Raw genomic sequence first — 22,346 nt, 5'->3', positions numbered from 1 at the left:
TGTTTGCACAGGCGGGGCTTTTTCATGGGCCGGGATTAGACGAGGGGTTTAGGCTCGTTTTCTTTCTCGGCTTCATGTTGCGGTTTAACTGCTGGATGCTCAGTTGCCGCTTCTTCGGTCTTTTCCTCGGCTGCCGGTGAAGGCTGTGCCGATTCTGCTTCAGCGGCAGCAGGCGCTGCCTCGACGACCGGAGCGCTGGCAGCAGCGGCTTCCTGTTGACGACGTGCTTCTTCTTCACGCTTGCGGCGACGAACTTCACGAGGATCGTTCGGTGCGCGGCCTGTGCTGCTGACCACTGGTGCAGGCGCTGCTTCTTCAGCCGCAGGTGTCTGCTCTTGTGGGGCAGGTGCCTGTTCTTCAATGATCGGCTGAGGCGCGACGTAAGGCGCAGGCTCTTCTTTCAGCGTTACCGGCTCGACGACAGCTGCAGGTGCAGGCGTTGGCAGTTCGGATGATTCAGTGGCTGGCACTTCCTCATGAGCCGCTGCTTCGACCGGCGCCTGTGGTGCTGGCTCTGGCGTCGGCTTGAACGGCACTACGCGTTCTGCGTGAGGTGCTTCGAACAGTTCGGACTGTGCAGCAATCGCAGGTGCTTCGACCGCTGCCGGCTGAACTTCAACCTCTGGAGCAGGCTGTGCTACAGGAGCATCGTCTGCCACAGGGGCTTCAACGGCAGGTGCTTCGACAGCCGGCTCGGCAACGGTCGGTGCTTTTTCGGCAACCGGTGCTTCGGTGGCTGGCGTTTCAGCTACTGGCGTTTCGGTCACAGGCGCTTCGGTCGCAGATGCTTCGGCAGCAGGTGCCTGATGCACCGGCTCGGCGTCTGCAGCGGCTGCGTTGCTGTTGGCACGTTCGGCCTGCTGATGCGCGTCGGCTTCGGCAGGCGCGCTGATCACGCTGCTGGCAGCGGAAGCTGCAGCGGTGAAGCCCAGACCCGCCGACAGGTCGGTGGCGCTGCCTTCTTCTTCGTTGCCGTTCTCTTCGGAGCCTTCGATCACGTTGCCATTGGCATCGCGCTGACGCTCACGACGATTGCTGCGACGACGCTGGCCACGCGAGCGGCGGCGAGGGCGGTCGCCTTCGCTACCGTCGTTGCCTTCCTGGTTCTCGTCGTTGGTCTGCTCTTCGTTGAGCAACACTTCCTCTTCTTCGCTCACGGCAGCCGCGGCCTGTTCGGCGCGTGGTTGACGTTCTTCACGAGGTGCGCGCGGCTGGCGCTCTTCGCGTGGTGCGCGTTCAGGACGCTCTTCACGAGCGAGGCTCACCGCCGGGGCGGCATCCAGAGGCTCGCGCAGTTCGCGAACCGGACGATCTTCGCGCGCTTCACGTGGCTTGCGTTCGCGGGTGGTACGGGCTGGACGCTCTTCGCGCGGTGCCGACTCGTCACGGGCTTCACGCGGTTCGCGAACGGTGCGCTCTTCACGAGGTGCACGTTCCTCACGCGGAGCACGCTCTTCGCGAGGTGCGCGCTCTGCACGCTCTTCGCGGGGGGCGCGTTCTTCACGAGGCTTGCGCTCTTCGTCGCGGCGATTGTTGCGGCCACGGCTCTGCTGGCGGCCGTTGCGGCGTTCTTCGTTGCGGGCTGGACGCTGTTCTGCAACAGGCTTTTCAACCACGACCGGAGCAACAGGCTCTTCCTTGGTCGCGAACAGGCTGACCAGGGATTTCACCAGGCCCTTGAACAGGCTTGGCTCGTGAGCGACAGGTGCCGGTGCAGGCGTTGGTGCAGGGGCTGCGGCTTCTACCGGGACCGGCGCATTGGCGCGAGCCGGAGCAGTCTTGACGGCTGCTTCCTGACGAACCAGGGTGCGGGTTGCGGCGGCCAGTGGTGCAATTTCTTCCACTTCGGCAGCGGCAGCAGCGATTTCGTAGCTGGTCTGGCTGCTGTGCGCTTCAGGGCTGTCATCACGCAGACGCTGAACTTCGAAGTGCGGCGTTTCCAGCTGATCGTTCGGCAGAATGATGATGCGGGCACGGGTGCGCAGTTCGATCTTGGTGATCGAGTTGCGTTTTTCGTTGAGCAGGAAGGCCGCGACCGGGATCGGCACCTGAGCGCGCACTTCGGCAGTGCGGTCTTTCAGGGCTTCTTCTTCGATCAGGCGCAGGATGGCCAGCGACAGCGATTCAACATCACGGATGATGCCGGTGCCGTTGCAGCGAGGGCAGACGATGCCGCTGCTTTCGCCCAGCGATGGACGCAGGCGCTGACGGGACATTTCCAGCAGGCCGAAGCGCGAAATACGACCGATCTGCACGCGGGCACGGTCGGCTTCCAGGCTTTCGCGGACTTTTTCTTCCACGGCGCGCTGGTTCTTGGCCGGCGTCATGTCGATGAAGTCGATGACGATCAGGCCGCCGATGTCACGCAGACGCAGTTGACGGGCGATTTCCTCAGCCGCTTCAAGGTTGGTCTGCAGGGCGGTTTCTTCGATGTCGCTGCCCTTGGTAGCGCGCGCCGAGTTGATGTCGATGGACACCAGGGCTTCGGTCGGATCGATGACGATGGAGCCACCGGAAGGCAGTTCGACTACGCGCTGGAAGGCGGTTTCGATCTGGCTTTCGATCTGGAAGCGGTTGAACAGCGGAACGCTGTCTTCGTACAGCTTGATCTTGCTGGCGTACTGCGGCATCACCTGACGGATGAAGGTCAGTGCTTCTTCCTGGGCTTCGATGCTGTCGATCAGGACTTCACCGATATCCTGGCGCAGGTAGTCACGGATGGCGCGGATGATGACGTTGCTTTCCTGGTAGATCAGGAAAGGGGCGGAGCGATCGAGGGACGCTTCCTTGATGGCGGTCCATAGTTGCAGCAGGTAATCGAGGTCCCACTGCATTTCTTCGCTGCTGCGGCCCAGGCCGGCAGTACGAACGATCAGACCCATGTCGGCTGGCGCGATCAGGCCGTTGAGGGCTTCACGCAGTTCGTTGCGCTCTTCACCTTCGATACGACGCGAGATGCCGCCGGCACGAGGGTTATTGGGCATCAGGACCAGGTAGCGGCCTGCGAGGCTGATGAAGGTGGTCAGGGCTGCGCCCTTGTTACCACGTTCCTCTTTCTCGACCTGAACGATGACTTCCTGGCCTTCGCTCAGGACGTCCTTGATGTTGACGCGGCCTTCAGGGGCTTTCTTGAAGTACTCGCGGGAGATTTCCTTGAGGGGCAGGAAGCCATGGCGCTCAGAGCCGAAATCGACAAAGGCAGCCTCGAGGCTGGGTTCGATGCGAGTGATTCGGCCTTTATAGATGTTGGCCTTCTTCTGCTCGCGTGCACCTGACTCGATGTCCAGGTCGTAGAGGCGCTGGCCGTCTACCAGTGCAACACGCAACTCTTCGGGTTGAGTTGCGTTAATCAGCATTCTTTTCATGTAGTACCGTCGGTTTCCGGGCTGCCGGAAACGGCGTTCGGCACACACGACTTCTCACGGTCGGTGTCAGGGCACGTCAGGAGTGGTTGGACACTCCAGTGTCTAGCGAGGTCCTCGCCCAGAGGGGGCGGAGGGTCGCGACGACGTTTCCTGCTTGCTGTGGTGGCATAAGACACCCCTTTCAGCAAAAGCTTTGTCAGGAGGAGGAATCGACCATCGGTAGCGGACGAGATGAAGCGTCTAGAACAAGCCTTGTGCTACACAGTCCGATGGTTGTGCGTCTCCACCCTACACGTATCCCTGATAATTCGGGTGCTGCCGCGCGCAGAATCCGCAGCGGGTTGGCATTTACCGCGACCTTCGATAGGGAAGGTCGCGCATCATGGCTTGAGGCGTTGTTCCCGAAGCATTCGCTCGTAGCGTCTGAAAGCGACTGCACTTTGTGAACTGGCCATGAACTGTCCGCACTGGCCGCGAGCTGTCTGCTCTGCTGTCAGGCGTGTTTCCGGCCTCATGTCACCTGCGCTTGTTACGTTTTCAGCGTGCTCCGTTGTCACCGAACACTGCGTAGGACGGCCTCCCGTCCTTGTGAATTGCGTTGGTCAGGGCCGGTTGTCAACCGTTGGTCCGCTGTCCGGCCGCTTTTGGCGGCGTTCGCGACTATAGCAGCAATCATTAAGTGCTTCAAATCCATAAAAAATTGTTATCATTTGCGGCATGACGAATATTGCCCCTCCAACCCCCGGCGTCCAGCTGGTTGAGGTTGCCCCGGAACTTGCCGGTCAACGCATCGATAACTTTCTGATCACTTATCTCAAGGGTGTGCCCAAAACCTTGATTTACCGCATTTTGCGCAAAGGCGAAGTGCGTGTGAACAAGGGGCGGATCAAGCCGGAGTACAAGTTGCAGGCAGGCGATATCGTGCGCATTCCCCCTGTGCGCGTGCCTGAGCGCGACGAGCCTGTGCCGGTCGCGCAGGCACTTTTGCAGCGTCTCGAAGCTGCGATCGTCTATGAAGACAAGGCGCTTATCGTGCTCAACAAGCCGGCAGGTATCGCCGTGCATGGCGGCAGCGGCCTGAGCTTTGGCGTGATCGAAGCGTTCCGCCAGCTGCGCCCGGATGCCAAGGAACTCGAGCTGGTGCACCGTCTCGATCGCGACACGTCCGGTCTGCTGATGATCGCCAAGAAACGCAGCATGCTGCGTCATCTGCACGAAGCCCTGCGCGGCGACGGCGTCGACAAGCGCTACATGGCGCTGGTCCGCGGTAACTGGGCAACGGCGTTGAAGCAGGTGCGTGCGCCGCTGATGAAAAGCAACCTGCGCTCCGGCGAGCGCATGGTCGAAGTGAATGAAGAGGGCAAGGAAGCCCTGACGATTTTCAAGGTGCTGCGTCGTTTTGGCGACTTTGCCACCATGGTCGAAGCCAAGCCGGTCACCGGGCGTACTCACCAGATCCGCGTGCACACCTTGCATGCGGGTCATGCCATTGCAGGTGACACCAAGTACGGTGACGAGAATTTCAGTCGCGAAATTCGCGATCTGGGCGGCAAGCGTCTGTTTCTGCACGCCTACATGCTGACGGTGCCGATGCCCGATGGCAGCAAACTTAATGTGCAGGCGCCTGTCGATGACATGTGGGCCAAAACAGTGGAGCGTCTGTGTGCGCCGTGATTACGATCTGTTGATTTTCGACTGGGACGGCACATTGGCCGACTCGGTCGGGCGCATCGTCCTGTCCATGCGCACGGCGGCCATCGAGACCGACCTCGAAGTTCGCGACGATACGGCGATCAAGGGGATTATCGGCCTGGGGTTGCCCGAGGCGATTCGAACCCTGTATCCGCAGATCAGCGGCAATCAGCTGATCGATTTTCGGCAGCGCTACGCGGACAGTTACATGGCCATGGATAACGTGCCGTCGCCGCTGTTCGACGGTGTGGTGGAATCGATACAGGCGTTTCGCGAGGACGGCTATCGTCTGGCGGTCGCTACCGGCAAGGCGCGTCGCGGGCTTGATCGTGTGCTGAAGGCCAATGGCTGGCAGGGTTACTTCGATGCCACCCGGGCGGCCGACGAGACCGCAAGCAAGCCTGATCCGCTGATGTTGAACGAGATCATGGCGCACTGTGGAGTTGCGCCGCAGCGTTCGCTGATGATTGGCGATGCTTCGTTCGATCTGCTGATGGCTCGCAATGCGGGTATGGATTCGGTTGCGGTGGGCTATGGCGCTCAGCCACTGGAGTCGCTGCGTCAGTTCGAGCCGCGGCTGGCTATCGAGCATTTTTCCGAGCTGCGCACCTGGTTGAACGGGCGCAGCGTCTAGTTTTCGGGTTGGAGTGATTGGAACATGTCTGACGAATGGAAGGCACCCGTTTCGCAAGGCGCGGACGAGGGCAGCAATGGCAGGGAAGAGGCAAAAAGCTGGAAGCTTCTTGAAAAGACGCTACTGGCCAGTGTTCAGGAGCAGCGCCGGGCGCGTCGCTGGGGGATCTTTTTCAAGCTGTTGACGTTCGCGTTCCTGTTTGTTGCAGTGATCGTCCCGATGCTGGATTTCGAGGGCGGTACTTCGCGCCGTTCCAGCCACACTGCGCTGATCGATGTGCAGGGTGTGATTGCCGACAAGGAAGCGGCCAGTGCCGAGAACATTGTCACTGCGCTGCAGAAGGCCTTCGAGGATGAAAAGACCAAGGGTGTCATTCTGCGTATCAACAGCCCGGGCGGCAGTCCGGTGCAGTCGGGCTATGTCTACGACGAAATCCGTCGTCTGCGTGCAGCGAAGCCGGACATCAAGGTGTATGCGGTCATTACTGATCTTGGTGCTTCGGGGGCTTATTACATCGCCAGTGCCGCTGACCAGATCTATGCCGACAAGGCCAGTCTGGTGGGGTCGATCGGTGTGACGGCAGCAGGTTTCGGTTTTGTCGGTGCCATGGACAAGCTCGGTGTTGACCGTCGTACCTATACCTCTGGCGAGCACAAAGCGTTCCTTGACCCGTTCCAGCCGCAGAAGGCTGATGAAACACAGTTCTGGCAGGGTGTGCTGGACACGACTCATCGCCAGTTCATTGCCAGTGTCAAGCAGGGTCGTGGCGACCGGCTGAAGGACAAGGAGCACCCAGAGCTGTTCTCCGGGCTGATCTGGACCGGCGAGCAGGCTGTCGCGCTCGGCCTGGTGGATGGTCTGGGCAGTGCGAGTTATGTTGCGCGAGACGTGATCAAGGAAAAGGACATCGTCGAATACACCGTCGAAGAGTCGCCTTTCGATCGCTTTTCGAAAAAGCTGGGCACCAGTATCGCCGAGCGAATTGCCATGCTGGTCGGTTTCAGCGGCCCAAGCCTGCGTTGATGGCTTGATGTAGACATAAAGAACCCGGCCAATGGCCGGGTTCTTTGTATGTAAGGGTCAGGGTACGCTGACGCCTTCCTTTATTAGCATGTCCACCAGACGTATCAGCGGCAGGCCGATCAGGCTGGTTGCGTCGCTGCCTTCGGTGCTGCGAAACAGGCTGACGCCAAGGCCTTCTGCCTTGAAGCTGCCAGCGCAGTCATAGGGCTGTTCGGCATGCAGATAGCGTTCGATGCTGGCCCGGTCGAGTTCGCGCATGTGCACTGTAAAAGGCACGCAGTCGACCTGGCACTCGCCGGTCGAGCTATTGAGCAGGGCCAGGCCGGTCAGGAAGGTCACGCTTTTGCCGCTCGCTGCCGTCAGCTGGTCCAGTGCGCGTTCGAAGCTGTGCGGCTTGCCCAGGACCTGTTCGTCAAGGACGGCGACCTGGTCGGAGCCGATGATCAGGTGCTGTGGATACTCAGCGGCGAGCGCTTGGGCTTTCTCCCGGGCAAGGCGCTGTACGAGGTCGAATGCGGCCTCGTTCGGTCGCCGGCTTTCGTCGATATCCGGAGACCTGCAGGTGAATGGCAGGCGCAGGCGGGCGAGCAGTTCGCGGCGGTATGAGGAGCTGGAAGCGAGGAGCAGGGATGGCATGCGGTTCTCCGTAGGCTGAGCGTTGATTCTAAAGAGTGGCCGGAGTGACGAACAGGCCTGAATTTCCTTTGACATGCCCGGGGGGCATCCCTAGAATGCTGCGCCTATGTTGAATGACCCGATTCCATCTCACGTTGACCCGCGCAAATTGTCCGATCGCGGCACTACCCTTCAGGGTGAAGTGCTGCTGGGCGATCTGAAGAGACTCTGCGACCCGCTTGCCGACACTGTCGGTACGGTGCAGGCGAAATTCGTTTTTGAGCGTGACGAACGCCGTTCTGTGGTTATCCACAGTTCGATAGACGTCCCGGTCAAGATGGTTTGCCAGCGTTGTCTTGAGCTGGTGACCCTGCCGATCCACAGCGAATGCAGTTACGTTGTGGTGAAGGAGGGTGCGAATACCCAGTCGTTACCGAAAGGTTATGACGTGCTGGAACTGGGCGAAGATCCTTTGGATCTGCTGGCATTGATCGAGGAGGAGCTATTGCTCGCCTTGCCCATTGTGCCTGCTCATCATCCTGAAGAATGCCAGCAACCGGCGGGTCTCGATGAGCCCGAACCGAGCGTGGACGAGGTAACGCGGTCCAACCCGTTCAGTGTATTGGCGCAGTTAAAGCGTGACCCAAACGTTTAGGAGTTAATCAATTATGGCTGTTCAGCAGAACAAAAAATCCCGCTCTGCCCGTGACATGCGTCGTTCGCACGACGCTCTTGAGGCAAGCACTCTGTCGGTAGAAAAGACCACTGGTGAAATTCACCTGCGTCACCACGTATCGCCAGAAGGCGTATACCGTGGTCGTAAAGTGATCGACAAGGGCGCTGACGAGTAATTTCTTGTCCGCTCCGATCATCGCGATCGACGCAATGGGCGGGGACTTCGGTCCCCGCAACATTGTTCAGGCAAGCCTCGCGTGCCTGACAGCTACTCCCTCGCTTCACCTGGCCCTTGTCGGCCAAGCCTCCCTTATTGAAGAACTCGTCTCTGCTCATGAAGCCGTGGATCGTTCGCGCCTGCGTGTCATTCATGCCAGTGAAGCGATTGCGATGGACGAGCGTCCGTCTCAGGCGTTGCGTGGCAAGCCTGACTCTTCCATGCGCGTTGCTCTCGAGCTGGTGGCCAGCGGTCAGGCCCAGGCATGTGTCAGTGCCGGCAATACCGGTGCGCTGATGGCGCTTTCCCGGTTTGTGCTCAAGACCTTGCCAGGGATTGATCGCCCGGCAATGATCGCAGCCATTCCCACTCGCTCAGGTCATTGCCAGCTGCTGGACCTGGGGGCGAACGTCGATTGCAGCGCCGAGGCGCTCTATCAGTTTGCAGTGATGGGCTCGGTGCTTGCCGAGATCCTCGGTGTCGCAACGCCCAGAGTGGCCTTGCTCAATGTGGGCACTGAAGACATCAAGGGCAATCAGCAGGTCAAGCGTGCTGCCGGTCTTTTGCAGTCTGCCTCGGGGCTTAACTACATTGGCTATGTCGAAGGCGACGGGTTGTACAGGGGAGAGGCTGACGTGGTGGTGTGTGATGGTTTCGCCGGCAACGTATTGCTCAAGTCGAGTGAGGGGCTGGCGACCATGATTGCGGCCAGGATCGAGACGCTGTTCCAGCGCAATCTGCTCAGCAGGGCGGTCGGCGCGCTGGCGTTGCCCTTGCTGAAGCGCTTGCAGACCGACCTGGCGCCCGCCCGTCATAATGGCGCGAGCCTGCTCGGGTTGCAGGGGGTCGTGGTGAAAAGCCATGGCTCTGCAAGTGTTTCAGGCTTTCAGAGTGCGATTCATCGAGCGCTCGTCGAGTCCCGTGAGAACCTGCCACAGCGTTTGAAGGGGCGGCTTGAAACGATGTTTCAGGACGACCGAAGCTGAAAATGTGACGCATCAGACTGGTCAGTCATCCAACCGATCAGTCATATACATTAGAATTCCCGCGTTCGGCCTGTCCGGACGCCCATTTTGGCGACAATAATTCAGAGGCTTGTCAAATGTCTGCATCCCTCGCATTCGTCTTTCCGGGTCAAGGATCGCAATCGCTCGGTATGCTCGCCGAACAAGGCGCGCAACATCCGCTGATCCTCGACACTTTCGAGCAGGCTTCCGAAGCCCTCGGCTATGACCTGTGGGCATTGACTCAGAACGGTCCTGCCGAGCTGCTCAATCAGACCGACAAGACCCAGCCGGCCATTTTGACCGCTTCGGTTGCCTTGTGGCATGTGTGGCTGGCCGAGGGCGGTGCGGTTCCTGCGTTCGTCGCCGGTCACAGTCTGGGTGAATACAGCGCACTGGTAGCCGCGCAAAGCCTGAGCCTGGCCGACGCCGTAAAGCTTGTCGAGCGTCGCGGCCAGTTGATGCAGGAAGCGGTACCAGCGGGTCAGGGTGGCATGGCCGCCATTCTGGGGCTCGATGATGCCGACGTTATCGCAGCCTGCGCCGAAGCGGCACAGGGTGAGGTCGTCAGTGCCGTGAATTTCAACTCGCCGGGCCAGGTGGTGATTGCCGGTTCCGCCGAGGCTGTCAAGCGTGCCATGGAGCTGTGCAAGGCCCGTGGCGCCAAGCGCGCTTTGCCATTGCCGGTCAGCGTGCCATCGCACTGCGAACTGATGCGCCCGGCCGCCGAGCGTTTCGCCGAGGCCGTTGAAGCCATCGAATGGCAAGCGCCGGAAATTGCGCTGGTACAGAACGTCAGCGCCAGTGCCGTCAGTGATCTGGCGACGCTCAAGCGTGATTTGCTGGAGCAGTTGTACAAGCCGGTACGCTGGGTCGAATCCATTCAATGCCTGGCCAGTCGCGGTGCGACCCAGCTTGTGGAGTGCGGTCCGGGCAAAGTGCTGGCCGGTCTGAACAAGCGTTGCGCCGACGGCGTGATGACCTACAACCTTGATACCCCGGACGCCTTTGCCGCCGCGCGCGCGGCACTGGCCTGATTAGGAGAAGCCTGCATGAGCCTTCAAGGTAAAGTGGCACTGGTAACCGGTGCAAGTCGCGGCATTGGTCAAGCCATTGCTCTGGAATTGGGACGCAACGGTGCTGTTGTCGTGGGGACCGCGACGTCAGAGTCCGGTGCCGAGCGCATCAGCGCGACGTTCAAGGAAAACGGCATCGAAGGCTTTGGCCTGATGCTGGATGTCTGCGATGCCGAGTCTGTGAATTCGGTTCTGTCCACCATTCAGGAGCGCGTCGGCGCACCGTTGATTCTGGTCAATAACGCCGGTATCACCCGTGATAACCTGATGATGCGCATGAAAGATGACGAATGGTATGACGTCGTCAACACCAATCTGAACAGCCTTTTCCGTCTTTCCAAGGGCGTTCTGCGTGGCATGACCAAAGCGCGTTGGGGGCGTATTATCAGCATTGGTTCGGTTGTGGGTGCCATGGGCAACGCCGGTCAAGTAAACTATGCTTCCGCGAAGGCCGGTCTGGAAGGCTTCAGTCGGGCTCTGGCCCGTGAAGTGGGCTCGCGGGCGGTCACCGTGAATTCGGTGGCACCGGGTTTTATCGATACCGACATGACGCGTGAGCTGCCTGAGGCTCAGCGTGAGTCACTGATTACCCAGATACCCCTGGGCCGTTTGGGGCAAGCCGAAGAGATTGCGCACGTAGTCGCTTTTCTTGCGTCCGAAGGCGCAGGCTACGTTACCGGGGCCACAATCCCTGTTAACGGCGGCATGTACATGAGCTAATGTGACGACCTGTTTCAAAAAAATGTCATACGAGCTGTCTAAAATCCGTTATAAAGCTGCAATCTATGAATGGGCAAAGGTACGGTTGGGCATAAGGGGAGAGCGTTAAGCTTGAAATTCGCAAAACCTCTTCTATACACTTACCCACTGGCCAGATGCCTGAACATTTCCACTAGGAGTTAAAACTAGGTATGAGCACCATCGAAGAGCGCGTCAAGAAAATCGTTGCAGAGCAACTTGGCGTCAAACAAGAAGAGGTTGTCAACACTGCTTCTTTCGTTGAGGACCTGGGCGCTGACTCCCTGGACACCGTCGAGCTGGTAATGGCTCTGGAAGAGGAATTCGAGACCGAAATCCCTGACGAAGAAGCGGAAAAGATCACTACCGTTCAAGCAGCAATCGACTACGTCACTAGCCATCAGGCTTAAGATTTGTAATCGCTGACTGCTGTCACGGGAAAACCGCACTGCTTTAACCGGCGTGCGGTTTTTTCTTTAAAAAACGCTGTGATTGTTCCGTAAACAAGAGAGAAGGAGAGTCCTGTGTCGCGTAGACGCGTCGTGGTCACCGGGATGGGCATGCTTTCGCCACTGGGCAATGACGTGCCCAGCAGTTGGCAAGGCATTCTGGCGGGCCGCAGTGGCATTGGCCTTATCGAGCACACGGACTTGTCAGCCTTCACCACCCGCTTCGGCGGCTCGGTCAAGGGTTTCAACGTCGAAGAATACCTCGCGCCCAAAGAAGCGCGCCGCCTCGATCTCTTTATTCAGTATGGCCTCGCGGCCAGCTTTCAGGCCGTGCGTAATGCAGGCCTTGAAGTCACTGATGCAAACCGTGAGCGCATCGGCGTTGCCATGGGTTCGGGCATCGGTGGTCTGACCAATATCGAAAACAGCAGTCGCCTGCTGCACGAGCAGGGTCCGGGGCGGATATCACCGTTCTTCGTTCCTGGCTCGATCATCAATATGATTTCCGGTTTCCTGTCGATCCATCTGGGCGCACAGGGACCCAATTACTCCATCGCGACGGCTTGCACGACTGCAACCCACTGCATCGGCATGGCGGCTCGCAACATCGCCTATGACGAAGCGGACGTGATGATCGCCGGCGGCGCTGAAATGGCCGCCTGTGGACTGGGTCTGGGCGGCTTCGGTGCAGCGCGTGCACTGTCGACCCGCAACGATGACCCGACCCGCGCCAGCCGTCCCTGGGACAAGGGCCGTGATGGCTTCGTCCTGTCCGACGGTGCAGGTGCCATGGTGCTCGAAGAGCTCGAGCACGCCAAGGCGCGTGGCGCGACCATTTATGCAGAGCTGGTCGGGTTCGGCATGAGCGGCGACGCCTATCACATGACTTCGCCACCTGATGACGGCGCCGGTGCTGCACGCTGCATCGTCAATGCGTTGCGTGATGCCAAGGTCAATCCCGATCAGGTGCAGTACATCAACGCACATGGTACGTCGACGCCTGCAGGCGATCTGGCCGAGGCTTCTGCGATCAAGTCGGTATTCGGTGATCACGCCTACAAGCTGGCAGTCAGTTCGACCAAGTCGATGACCGGCCACCTGCTGGGCGCCGCCGGTGCTGTCGAAGCGATCTTCAGCGTCCTGGCAATGGTTGATCAGGTGGCTCCACCGACCATCAACCTGGATGAGCCAAGTGAAGGCTGCGATCTGGACTTCGTGCCTCACGAAGCGCGCCGCATGCCGATCGACGTCGTTCTGTCGAACTCCTTCGGCTTCGGTGGCACCAACGGCTCGCTGGTATTCCGTCGGTTCGCCGAGTAATGCCCGACTGGGTCGATGGCTGCCCCGCAGACGCCTTGTCCCTCAAGGACCGAGGGCTGGCCTACGGCGATGGACTGTTTGAAACCATCGTCGTCAAGGCCGGGCAGCCATTGCTCCTGGAGCGCCATCTGCAGCGTCTCGAGAGCGGCTGCGCACGCTTGTCGATCGCAACCGATCACGCGCTGATTCGCGCAGAAATGACCCGCTTCGCTGCAGCACTTGGCGATGGGATCATGAAGCTCATCCTGACCCGTGGCGACAGCCAGCGCGGCTACGCTCCTGCCCCCAATGCCCAATCGCGCCGAATCCTGCAGGGCGGCCCTGCGCCAGCCTATCCCGGTGCGCATGCCGAGCAGGGCGTGCGCCTGTTTGCCTGCCAGACGCGTCTGGCGGAACAGCCGCTTCTGGCCGGACTCAAGCACCTCAATCGTCTGGAGCAGGTACTGGCCCGATCCGAGTGGAGTGATAGCGAGCACGCCGAGGGCTTGATGCGTGACGCGTCCGGGCGACTGATAGAGGGTGTTTACAGCAACCTGTTTCTGGTCAGTGAGGGCCGTCTGCTGACTGCTGATCTCAGCCGCTGCGGGGTTGCAGGTGCGATGCGTGCCGAGTTGCTGGATCAGGCACCAAAGCTGGGAGTGGCTGTCGATATCCGTGACCTGCACATGTCTGACCTGGAATCGGCAGACGAAGTGTTTCTATGCAATAGCGTGTACGGCGTCTGGCCGGTTTGCAGCTTTGCAGCGTTGAACTGGCCGGTCGGGCCGCTGACCCGTAAACTGCAAGGTATTGCTCGCACCCTTCTGGATATCTGATTTTGATCCGAAAAATATTGGTGTTGCTGGAAACGGCGGTTGTCCTGGCAGGTTTGCTGCTCGGTTTTGCGTTCTGGCAGCAGTATCAGGCGCTGAACCAGCCACTTGAGGTGGCTCAGGAGCAACTGCTGGACGTACCGGCCGGTTCGACGCCGACCGGCGTACTCAACCGATTGCAGGCCGATGGCGTGATCAAGGACGCTTTCTGGCTGCGTCTTTACTGGCGTTTCAACCTGTCCGGACAGGCGCTGCACAGCGGTGAATACCGCATGGTGCCGGGCATGAACGTCAAGGGCCTGTTCGACGTCTGGAAGCGCAAGGAAGTCGTGCAATACAGCCTGACGCTGGTCGAAGGCTGGAATTTCCGCCAGGTACGTGCTGCGCTGGCCAAACAGGCCAAGCTCGATCAAACGCTGTCAGGTCTGTCCGACAGCGAGCTGATGGCGAAAATCGGCCACCCCGACGTGTTTCCTGAGGGCCGTTTCTTTCCGGACACTTACCGCTATGTGCGAGGCATGACCGATGCCGAATTGCTCAAGCAGGCCTACAGCCGCCTGGAAGAAGTACTCGACGAGGAATGGAATGCGCGTTCATCAGAGGCTCCCTACTCAAATCCTTATCAGGCGCTGATCATGGCGTCGCTGGTCGAGAAAGAGACCGGCGTGCCTCAGGAGCGCGGCCAGATAGCCGGTGTGTTCGTGCGTCGCCTGAAGCTGGGCATGCAGTTGCAGACCGACCCGACCGTGATCTACGGCATGGGCGAGCGCTACAACGGCAAACTGACCCGCGCCAACCTCAAGGAAGCCACACCCTACAACACCTACATGATCGCCGGCCTGCCGCCGACGCCCATTTCGCTGGTGGGGCGCGAAGCGATTCACGCTGCGCTCAATCCGGTGGACGGCAGCAGCCTGTATTTCGTGGCCAAGGGCGACGGCAGCCATGTGTTCTCGGACGATCTGGATGCCCATAACGCGGCCGTGCGTGACTATCAGCTCAAGCGCCGCGCGGATTATCGCTCCAGCCCGGCACCTGCCACACCTGCCACACCGGCACCGGCAGCTGACTCTCCCTCTTCGGAAGCCGTGCCTGCGGATGCTCCGGATGCCCCGCAGTCCGAGCCGAATGCGCAATGATGACGATTAAGGATGACTTGTGACTGGCTTGTTTATCACTCTTGAAGGCCCGGAAGGTGCAGGCAAAAGCACCAACCGCGACTACCTGGCGGCGCAATTGCGTGCGCAGGGTGTTCAGGTACTGCTGACCCGCGAACCGGGTGGTACTCCGCTGGCCGAGCGTATTCGCGAGCTGTTGCTGGCGCCCAGCGACGAGGCCATGAGCGCCGACACCGAACTGCTGCTGGTGTTTGCCGCGCGTGCCCAGCATCTGGCCGAAGTCATTCGTCCCGCGCTGGCGCGTGGCGAGGTGGTGCTCTGTGATCGGTTTACCGATGCCACCTACGCCTATCAGGGCGGCGGTCGCGGCCTGTCCCATGAGCGTATTGCAGCGCTGGAGCAATTCGTTCAAGGCGACCTGCGCCCTGACCTGACGCTGGTGTTCGACTTGCCGGTAGAGATCGGCCTGTCACGCGCCGCTGCACGCGGTCGGCTGGATCGGTTCGAGCAGGAAGGCCGTGCGTTTTTCGACGCCGTGCGTAGCACCTATCTGGAGCGCGCCAAGGCTGAGCCTGCGCGCTATCGCTTGGTAGACGCCGGACAGACCCTGGCCGATGTGCAGGCTTCCCTCGACACCTTGCTGCCTCAGTTGCTGGAGTTACAACGTGGCTGAAGCCTATCCCTGGCAGGCTTCGCTCTGGCAGCAGATGGCCGGTCGCGCTCAGCACGCTCACGCCTATCTGCTGCACGGGCCTGCGGGTATCGGTAAGCGCGCCCTGGCTGAACGGCTGATGGCCAGCTTGTTGTGCAAGACGCCTGACGGGCTTGATGCCTGCGGGCACTGCAAGTCCTGTCTGCTGCTGGCGGCTGGCAGCCATCCCGACAATTACGTGCTCGAACCGGAAGAGGCGGACAAGCCGATCAAGGTCGATCAGGTGCGTGATCTGGTCAGTTTCGTGGTGCAGACCGCCCAGATGGGCGGGCGCAAGGTGGTGCTCGTCGAGCCGGTGGAAGCGATGAATACCAACGCGGCCAATGCCTTGCTGAAAAGTCTGGAAGAGCCTTCAGGCAATACCGTTCTGTTGCTGGTCAGTCATCAACCGAGCCGCTTGCTGCCAACGGTCAAGAGCCGCTGTGTGCAGCAGGCCTGCCCATTACCCGGCGAACAGATGAGCCTTGACTGGCTGAGCGGCGCATTGCCCGATTGCACGCAGGACGAGCGCTTCGAGTTGCTGACGCTGGCCGCCGGGTCGCCGCTGGCTGCGGTCGCGCTGCACGCGCAGGGCGTTCGCGAACAGCGCGCGCTGGTGGTCGACGGCGTCAAGAAGCTGCTCAAGCAACAACAGTCGGCTACTCAGCTGGCCGAGGGCTGGAAGGATATTCCGTTGTTACTGCTGTTCGACTGGTTCTGTGACTGGTCGCACCTGATCCTGCGCTATCAGATGACGCAGGACGAGGAGGGCCTTGGCCTGGGTGACATGCGCAAGGTGATTCAATACCTGGCGCAGAAGTCTTCTCGCGCCAAAGTGCTGGATATTCAGGACTGGATTCTGGCGCAGCGCCAGAAAGTCATGTCCAAGGCCAACCTCAATCGGGTTTTGCTGCTTGAAGCGTTGTTGGTGCAGTGGGCAGGCCTGCCGGGACAGGCGTAGACTCTGCGTTATCCGGAACCGTTGAGGTGTTGTCATGAGTCTGCCGCCGAGCACAGGTCCACGTAATGGCATTCTGTCCCTGACCATCAAGGACAAATCCGTTCTTTACGCTGCTTATATGCCGTTCATCAGAAACGGCGGGCTGTTCATTCCGACCAGCAAAAGCTACAAACTGGGCGATGAAGTGTTCATGCTGCTCAATCTGATGGACGAACCGGAGAAGGTTCCGGTGGCCGGTCGTGTTGCCTGGATCACGCCAAAAGGCGCGCAGGGCAATCGCACTGCCGGCGTTGGCGTGCAGTTCAATGACGGCGACAACACCGCCCGCAATCTGATCGAAACTCACCTGGTCGGCGCTCTCAAGTCCGATCGTCCAACCCACACGATGTAGTTGTGTTTTAACCCATGCTTGTAGATTCCCATTGTCACCTTGATCGCCTTGACCTTGCCCAGCACGACGGCTCTCTGGATGCCGCACTCGACGCCGCCCGCGGCAGAGGGGTCGGGCATTTTCTCTGCATCGGTGTCAGCGCCGACAATGCGGGTGCGGTGAAGGCACTTGCCGAACGCTACGCGGATGTCGACTGCTCGGTGGGCATTCATCCGCTGGACGTGAAGCCCGGCGAAATGCCGCCCCTGGACTGGTTGCTCAAGGAGCTGGATCACCCGCGGGTGGTTGCGATTGGCGAGACCGGTCTGGACTACCACTACGAACCTGAAGCAGCCGAGCTGCAACAGGCGTCTTTCCGGGTTCACCTCGAGGCGGCCAGAATCACTGAAAAACCAGTGGTCATCCACACTCGAGGCGCACGTGCCGATACCCTCAGCCTGCTGCGTGAAGCGGCCTTGCCCCACGCCGGTGTCCTGCACTGTTTCACCGAGGACTGGGAGATGGCCAAGGCCGCGCTGGACCTGGGTTACTACATTTCGCTGTCCGGTATCGTGACGTTTCGCAACGCCGATGCCCTGCGCGATGTTGCAAGGCAGGTGCCCGCCGATCGTCTGCTGGTCGAGACCGACTCCCCGTACCTCGCGCCCATCCCGTACCGGGGCAAGCCGAATCTGCCCCAGTACGTACGTGAGGTGGCCGAGTTTCTGGCAATGTTGCGAGGCGAGTCCTACGAGCGCTTTGCCGAGCAGACCACGGCCAATTTCGCTCGCCTGTTTCCGCTGGCGCACGTTCAGCGCTGACAGATGCGCACGTTCACGGGTAGACAAATCGCAGGCAAAAAAAACCCGGATTCTGGGGGGTGAAGCCGGGTTAAGACCATTAGGAGTAAAACAAAGGCGCGCGAGTCCTTTGGCGCCTCTACTGCCGAGTCATTTGGGGAATGATGACGCGGCAGCAGCTTAAGTATTGTTCAGGACAGCGTAGCGTCCAGTGTCTTTTGATCGTTTTTTAAACAGTTTTGGAATACTAAAGCGCTCCTTGAGTGCTCGATGAACACTTTGTATCGGGCGAAATGCGGGTGCGCTGCAGTAGTGGAGTGGTGGGGTGGAGTTTTCCAACGGTTTTCTGCTGAGTCTGTCCTTGTGTCTGGACATTGGTCTGGCAAACATCGCCATGATCACGCTGTCCATGCAGCGCGGTTTTTACAGAGGGCTGTGGCTAGGGTTGGGAACCTGCGTCGGTGATCTGGCCTACGCAATCCTGGCGATGCTCGGCATGGCCGTGCTGCTGCAATATGAAGCCGTGCGCTACGTGCTCTGGATTGGCGGCACTGCGGTGCTGGCCTGGTTCAGCTTCAGGATGATCATGAGTGCCACCACCGTCAGCGCCGGTCTCGACAGTCAGTCGGTTGAATCGGAAAAATCCAGCCTGGCGCTGTTCCTGCGCGGGATCTTTCTGGCGATGTCCTCACCCAGCGCCATCCTTTGGTTTGCCGCAGTCGGCGGAGCGCTGATTGCCCGACAAGGCTCTGATCTTGTCAGCGCTTCGACCTTTCTCGCCGGGTTTGTCGCTGCGGGCGTGGTCTGGTCGATCTCGCTGTGTGCGCTGGCTCACCAGGGTGGGCGTTTCATGGGCGAACGAATGTTGCGCTGGTCGTACATTGCCTCGGCGCTGATCTTTGCCTACTTCACGTTGTATGTGGTGATCACGGGTTATCTGGAGTTTGTCGTCGCTGCTCCCGCGTTGCCAGCGCACTAGGTTGCCACTGCGCTGGAACGGTATCGGGCGTCCGGTATGACCGGTGCGGATTTCCCGTCCCAATCGTTCGTGCAGGTCGACAAATATGGATGAACCGTGCAATTTAGCGCCGATTGGGCATAATACCCGGCTTCGATTTCGATCCTGACAGACCTCTCTATGCAGAAAGAACCTCGTAAGGTCCGTGAATTTCGCCGCCGTGAGCAGGAAATTCTCGACACCGCGCTAAAGCTGTTTCTCGAGCAAGGCGAAGACAGCGTCACTGTCGAGATGATCGCGGACGCCGTCGGCATTGGCAAAGGCACCATCTACAAGCACTTCAAGTCCAAGGCGGAAATCTACCTGCGCCTGATGCTCGACTACGAGCGGGACCTGAACGAGCTGCTGCACTCGGCCGATGTCGACAAGGACAAGGAATCGCTCTCGCGCGCCTACTTCGAATTCCGCATGCGTGACCCGCAGCGCTATCGCCTGTTCGACCGCCTGGAAGAGAAGGTGGTCAAGGGCAATCAGGTGCCTGAGCTGGTCGAAGAACTGCACAAGATTCGCGCTTCCAACTTCGAACACCTGACGCTGCTGATCAAAGGCCGCATCAGCGAAGGCAAGCTCGAAGATGTCCCGCCTTACTACCATTACTGTGCTGCCTGGGCGCTGGTGCATGGCGCTGTTGCGCTGTATCACTCGCCGTTCTGGAGCAACGTGCTGGAAGACCAGGAAGGCTTCTTCCACTTCCTCATGGACATCGGCGTACGCATGGGCAACAAGCGCAAGCGCGACGGCGAAGTCAGCGTCGAGCCCACGCCAGATCCTGCCGCCGAATAACACGCCGGCCCGGCCCTGAGCATCAGCTTCAAGGCTTTGGCGCCGGCCGTGTCAGAGATGGCGCGGAAGCTGCATCCGACGACCATTCGCCGGTTTTCCGTCACCGGTATTTGGGAGGGGATAATGCGTAGCCTGGTTATGCTGCTCGCGCTTCTGGCGTTGAGTGGCTGCATGAAAGTCAGTGACATGGGCGAAGGTGTTCGCGAGCAATTCAGCGACGCAGGTCTGCTCGACCATAGCGAAACCCGTCGTACTGCCAACTGGCGCGTGCAGCCTGACTCGTTCATTTACATCGCTCAGGGCGCCTTCGTGCCGCCAGGCAACGCCTATCCGCGCCCCAACGTGGTGGCTGAAGAGGCCTTCAAGGGGTTTATCGAGTATTTCCCTATGGTCCGTCGCGCCCGCGGCCCGCTGGGGCTGGATGAAGCCATGGTCGAGGCGCGTGCTGCGGGCGCACATTATTTGCTCTATGCGCGTTTCGCCAAGGCTGATGACCGCATCGGCAATGGCGATCAATGGGCTGATCAGGAAGCGGTGGATCGTCTGGGCGTCGACAGCGGTGTCATTCAGCTGATGCTGATCGAGACCGGCACCCGCTACCTCATCGACAGCGCACGCATTCGCAGCCGTGGCGGATTGCTGACGCTTTACGACAAAAGCCCCGAGGATTTGCTGGGTCCGCCTCTTGAGGACTACGCTCGTACCTTATTGGGTGTCGAACGCTAGAAGCCGCGTCAGGAGAGTTGAGTGACCGATTCAAACAAGGCGGGTGATCTGCTCGCTCAGATCCCCAAAACCAAAGGGTTGCCGCCTGTTCATTTGTGGAATCCGGATTTCTGCGGCGATATCGACATGCGTATCGCTCGCGACGGTACCTGGTATTACCTGGGCACGCCGATCGGCCGCAAACCGATGGTTCGGCTGTTCTCGACCATCATGCGCCGCGATGGCGATGACTATTTCCTGATCACGCCCGTCGAAAAGGTCGGCATCACGGTTGATGACGCGCCTTTTGTCGCCGTCAGCCTCGAGGTGCTGGGGGAGGGCGAGGGCCAGGTGTTGCGCTTTCTGACCAATGTAGAGGATCAGAGCGAAGCGGGACCGGAACACCCTTTGCGGGTTGTCACCGACCCTGATACCCAGGAACCGGCGCCGTACATTCATGTGCGAAGCAATCTTGAGGCGCTGATTCACCGCAATGTTTTCTATCAGTTGGTCGAGCTGGCCGTTTCCCGCGATATAGACGGACAGCGCTGGCTGGGTGTCTGGAGCCATGGCGTGTTTTTCCCGATAGGGCTCGAGCCTTGAAATACACACCTGATTGCCGGCTTGAATTGCCTGTCGGCAATGCGGCGGTTAAAGTGCCGCTCCCTGATTTTCCTGAGGTTTTTGCATGAGCCAGTCCTTTGATATCGCCGTAGTCGGCGCAACCGGTACTGTCGGCGAAACCGTTGTGCAGGTTCTGGAGGAGCGCAATTTTCCGGTGGGCAATCTGTACCTGCTGGCCAGCATCGAGTCCGCAGGCCACTCGGTGCCGTTTCGAGGCAAGAATGTGCGCGTACGCGAAGTCGACGAATTCGATTTCAGCACGGTGCGCATGGCGTTTTTCGCAGCGGGGCCTGCGGTCAGTCGCAGTCACGCCGAAAAGGCGGTAGCAGCGGGGTGCACGGTCATCGACTTGTCGGGCGCATTTACCTCAGCCCAGGCGCCGAATGTCGTGCCGGAAATAAATGCTACGCTTTTGCACAGCCGTGGTATCGCGCCTTGTCTGGTTGCCAGCCCCAGCGCTTCTGCCACTGCGGTTGCCCTGGCTCTGGCGCCGTTGCGCTGCCTGATCGATATTCAGTCGGTGACGGTAACGGCGTGTCTGGCGGTATCGGCACTGGGGCGTGAAGGCGTCAGCGAGCTGGCACGTCAGACCACCGAACTGTTGAATGTCCGCCCGCTGGAAACGCGGTTTTTTGATCGCCAGATGGCGTTCAACCTGCTGGCTCAAGTAGGTACACCGGACGCGTCGGGGCACCTGCCGCTGGAAAGGCGTCTGGTCGAAGAATTGCGCGAACTGCTGGCGCTGCCATCACTCAAAGTGTCTGCGACCTGCATTCAGGTCCCGGTGTTCTTTGGTGACAGCTTCACTGTAGCGCTGCGCACGGCCGGGCCGGTCGACGTGGCGGCGGTCAATGCTGCACTCGATTCTGCAGAAGGGATCGAACTGGTCGATGCGGGTGATTACCCTACACCGGTGGGCGATGCGGTGGGTCAGGATGTGGTTTATGTGGGACGCGTCAGGGCGGGAACCGACGATTCCGAGCAGCTCAATCTGTGGCTGACCTCGGATAATGTGCGTAAAGGCGCGGCGCTCAACGCTGTGCAGGTTGGCGAATTGTTGATAAAAGACTATGTGTAAAAGATACTTGGCAACAATTTGAATAATTGTTTTAGCGGCGATACGCCTTACACCCAAATGCAGGACTACCTCCCCGGATCTCGGGGAATCTTTAAACAAGGGATGGGCTATGGTTCAGGTTCGTAAACTGGTATTAGCAATCGCTGCGGCATCAGCGCTGTCATCGGGTATGGCGCAGGCGCTGGGGCTCGGGGAATTGTCGGTCAAGTCGACCCTGAATCAGCCATTGGTAGCGGAAATCGAGTTGACCGAGGCTCAGGGACTCAACGCAACGCAAGTTGTGCCCAGCCTGGCCACCACGGCCGACTTCGCGCAGGCGGGTGTAACCCGTCAGGCATTTCTCAACGATCTCACCTTTACCCCGGTTATCAATGCCAGCGGTAAAAGTGTCCTGCGCATTACATCCAGCAAGCCGGTGCGCGAGCCTTATGTGAAGTTCCTGGTTCAGGTGCTCTGGCCCAATGGTCGGTTGCTGCGTGAATACAGCCTTCTGCTCGATCCGCCGAAATTCTCTCCCGAGGCAGCCGCTGCGGCGGCTGCCCCGGCCCCCGCTGCGGCGCCCGCGGCGCCCGCGCAAC

At 59.8% G+C, this 22,346-nt stretch carries 24 protein-coding genes; 22 read left to right on the top strand and 2 right to left on the bottom strand.

The window, feature by feature from the left end:
* Nucleotides 1-35: 35 nt before the first annotated feature.
* A complete protein-coding gene (gene rne, locus P406_RS24845; RefSeq protein WP_442439553.1) occupies nucleotides 36-3,365 on the bottom strand; it encodes a ribonuclease E in 3,330 nt (1,109 codons plus the stop codon).
* Nucleotides 3,366-4,082: 717 nt separating this feature from the next.
* Here rne and rluC point away from each other — a divergent pair.
* Genes rluC through sppA form a run of 3 tightly spaced genes read left to right on the top strand, consistent with a single transcriptional unit; the run spans nucleotide 4,083 to nucleotide 6,714 of the window.
* The gene (gene rluC, locus P406_RS24840; RefSeq protein ID WP_003409598.1) at nucleotides 4,083-5,039 is read left to right on the top strand and encodes a 23S rRNA pseudouridine(955/2504/2580) synthase RluC; all 957 of its coding nucleotides are present in this window, start codon (nucleotides 4,083-4,085) and stop codon (nucleotides 5,037-5,039) included.
* Nucleotides 5,029-5,691 carry an HAD-IA family hydrolase gene (locus P406_RS24835; protein ID WP_046237660.1) on the top strand — a complete coding sequence of 221 codons (663 nt, stop codon included), beginning with the start codon at nucleotides 5,029-5,031 and terminating at the stop codon, nucleotides 5,689-5,691. The genes rluC and P406_RS24835 overlap by 11 nt, the downstream gene beginning before the upstream one ends.
* Nucleotides 5,692-5,715: 24 nt before the next feature.
* Nucleotides 5,716-6,714 (top strand): signal peptide peptidase SppA, encoded by a 999-nt coding sequence (gene sppA, locus P406_RS24830; protein ID WP_046237659.1) that lies wholly within the window; start codon nucleotides 5,716-5,718, stop codon nucleotides 6,712-6,714.
* A gap of 57 nt (nucleotides 6,715-6,771) precedes the next feature.
* Here the strand turns inward: sppA and P406_RS24825 are convergent, their stop codons facing one another.
* Nucleotides 6,772-7,350: a Maf family protein gene (locus P406_RS24825; protein WP_046237658.1), complete on the bottom strand. Its 579-nt coding sequence runs from the start codon at nucleotides 7,348-7,350 to the stop codon at nucleotides 6,772-6,774.
* Nucleotides 7,351-7,456: 106 nt separating this feature from the next.
* Between P406_RS24825 and P406_RS24820 the strand changes: the two genes are divergently transcribed.
* The 19 genes from P406_RS24820 to P406_RS24730 all read left to right on the top strand — a co-directional run.
* Nucleotides 7,457-7,984 carry a YceD family protein gene (locus tag P406_RS24820; RefSeq protein ID WP_003390869.1) on the top strand — a complete coding sequence of 176 codons (528 nt, stop codon included), beginning with the start codon at nucleotides 7,457-7,459 and terminating at the stop codon, nucleotides 7,982-7,984.
* Between the two features lie 13 nt (nucleotides 7,985-7,997).
* Nucleotides 7,998-8,180 (top strand): 50S ribosomal protein L32, encoded by a 183-nt coding sequence (rpmF, locus tag P406_RS24815; RefSeq protein ID WP_002552688.1) that lies wholly within the window; start codon nucleotides 7,998-8,000, stop codon nucleotides 8,178-8,180.
* Nucleotides 8,181-8,184: 4 nt separating this feature from the next.
* On the top strand, nucleotides 8,185-9,207 hold the full coding sequence (gene plsX, locus P406_RS24810; RefSeq protein WP_046237657.1) for a phosphate acyltransferase PlsX: 1,023 nt from the start codon (nucleotides 8,185-8,187) through the stop codon (nucleotides 9,205-9,207).
* A gap of 116 nt (nucleotides 9,208-9,323) precedes the next feature.
* Nucleotides 9,324-10,262: an ACP S-malonyltransferase gene (gene fabD / locus P406_RS24805; RefSeq protein ID WP_004418598.1), complete on the top strand. Its 939-nt coding sequence runs from the start codon at nucleotides 9,324-9,326 to the stop codon at nucleotides 10,260-10,262.
* A gap of 15 nt (nucleotides 10,263-10,277) precedes the next feature.
* Entirely contained in the window at nucleotides 10,278-11,021 is a 744-nt protein-coding gene (gene fabG / locus P406_RS24800; protein ID WP_003318510.1) for a 3-oxoacyl-ACP reductase FabG, read from the top strand.
* Nucleotides 11,022-11,212: 191 nt separating this feature from the next.
* Nucleotides 11,213-11,449 (top strand): acyl carrier protein, encoded by a 237-nt coding sequence (acpP, locus tag P406_RS24795; protein ID WP_003227051.1) that lies wholly within the window; start codon nucleotides 11,213-11,215, stop codon nucleotides 11,447-11,449.
* A 114-nt stretch (nucleotides 11,450-11,563) separates the two neighbouring features.
* The gene (gene fabF / locus P406_RS24790; protein WP_003390862.1) at nucleotides 11,564-12,808 is read left to right on the top strand and encodes a beta-ketoacyl-ACP synthase II; all 1,245 of its coding nucleotides are present in this window, start codon (nucleotides 11,564-11,566) and stop codon (nucleotides 12,806-12,808) included.
* On the top strand, nucleotides 12,808-13,623 hold the full coding sequence (gene pabC, locus P406_RS24785; RefSeq protein ID WP_046237656.1) for an aminodeoxychorismate lyase: 816 nt from the start codon (nucleotides 12,808-12,810) through the stop codon (nucleotides 13,621-13,623). Before fabF ends, pabC begins: the two co-directional genes overlap by 1 nt.
* A 2-nt stretch (nucleotides 13,624-13,625) precedes the next feature.
* Nucleotides 13,626-14,759, top strand: coding sequence for an endolytic transglycosylase MltG (gene mltG, locus P406_RS24780; protein WP_046237655.1), 1,134 nt, complete (start codon nucleotides 13,626-13,628; stop codon nucleotides 14,757-14,759).
* A 19-nt stretch (nucleotides 14,760-14,778) separates the two neighbouring features.
* Nucleotides 14,779-15,411 carry a dTMP kinase gene (tmk, locus tag P406_RS24775; protein WP_003415681.1) on the top strand — a complete coding sequence of 211 codons (633 nt, stop codon included), beginning with the start codon at nucleotides 14,779-14,781 and terminating at the stop codon, nucleotides 15,409-15,411.
* Nucleotides 15,404-16,390, top strand: coding sequence for a DNA polymerase III subunit delta' (locus tag P406_RS24770; protein ID WP_003347832.1), 987 nt, complete (start codon nucleotides 15,404-15,406; stop codon nucleotides 16,388-16,390). The genes tmk and P406_RS24770 overlap by 8 nt, the downstream gene beginning before the upstream one ends.
* 34 nt (nucleotides 16,391-16,424) lie before the next feature.
* The gene (locus tag P406_RS24765; protein ID WP_003409617.1) at nucleotides 16,425-16,781 is read left to right on the top strand and encodes a PilZ domain-containing protein; all 357 of its coding nucleotides are present in this window, start codon (nucleotides 16,425-16,427) and stop codon (nucleotides 16,779-16,781) included.
* A gap of 14 nt (nucleotides 16,782-16,795) precedes the next feature.
* A complete protein-coding gene (locus P406_RS24760; protein WP_003318499.1) occupies nucleotides 16,796-17,581 on the top strand; it encodes a TatD family hydrolase in 786 nt (261 codons plus the stop codon).
* A gap of 304 nt (nucleotides 17,582-17,885) precedes the next feature.
* Complete coding sequence (locus tag P406_RS24755) at nucleotides 17,886-18,539, top strand: LysE family translocator (RefSeq protein ID WP_046237654.1); 654 nt, start codon at nucleotides 17,886-17,888, stop codon at nucleotides 18,537-18,539.
* Nucleotides 18,540-18,698: 159 nt separating this feature from the next.
* Nucleotides 18,699-19,361: a TetR/AcrR family transcriptional regulator gene (locus tag P406_RS24750; protein WP_046237653.1), complete on the top strand. Its 663-nt coding sequence runs from the start codon at nucleotides 18,699-18,701 to the stop codon at nucleotides 19,359-19,361.
* Nucleotides 19,362-19,484: 123 nt separating this feature from the next.
* Nucleotides 19,485-20,087, top strand: coding sequence for a DUF4823 domain-containing protein (locus P406_RS24745; protein ID WP_003318496.1), 603 nt, complete (start codon nucleotides 19,485-19,487; stop codon nucleotides 20,085-20,087).
* Nucleotides 20,088-20,108: 21 nt separating this feature from the next.
* The gene (locus P406_RS24740) at nucleotides 20,109-20,669 is read left to right on the top strand and encodes a DUF1285 domain-containing protein (protein WP_046237652.1); all 561 of its coding nucleotides are present in this window, start codon (nucleotides 20,109-20,111) and stop codon (nucleotides 20,667-20,669) included.
* An 85-nt stretch (nucleotides 20,670-20,754) separates the two neighbouring features.
* Nucleotides 20,755-21,768 (top strand): aspartate-semialdehyde dehydrogenase, encoded by a 1,014-nt coding sequence (locus P406_RS24735; protein WP_046237651.1) that lies wholly within the window; start codon nucleotides 20,755-20,757, stop codon nucleotides 21,766-21,768.
* A 109-nt stretch (nucleotides 21,769-21,877) separates the two neighbouring features.
* Nucleotides 21,878-22,346 (top strand): type IV pilus assembly protein FimV (locus P406_RS24730; protein ID WP_046237650.1); only part of this gene is annotated, 469 nt, incomplete at its 3' end.

Origin of the sequence: Pseudomonas syringae pv. coryli str. NCPPB 4273 (assembly GCF_000972175.1) — a bacterium.
Classification (GTDB): Bacteria; Pseudomonadota; Gammaproteobacteria; order Pseudomonadales; family Pseudomonadaceae; genus Aquipseudomonas; species Aquipseudomonas syringae.
Note: the sequence above shows the minus strand (reverse complement) of the source record. Positions and strands in the feature narration are given on the sequence as shown.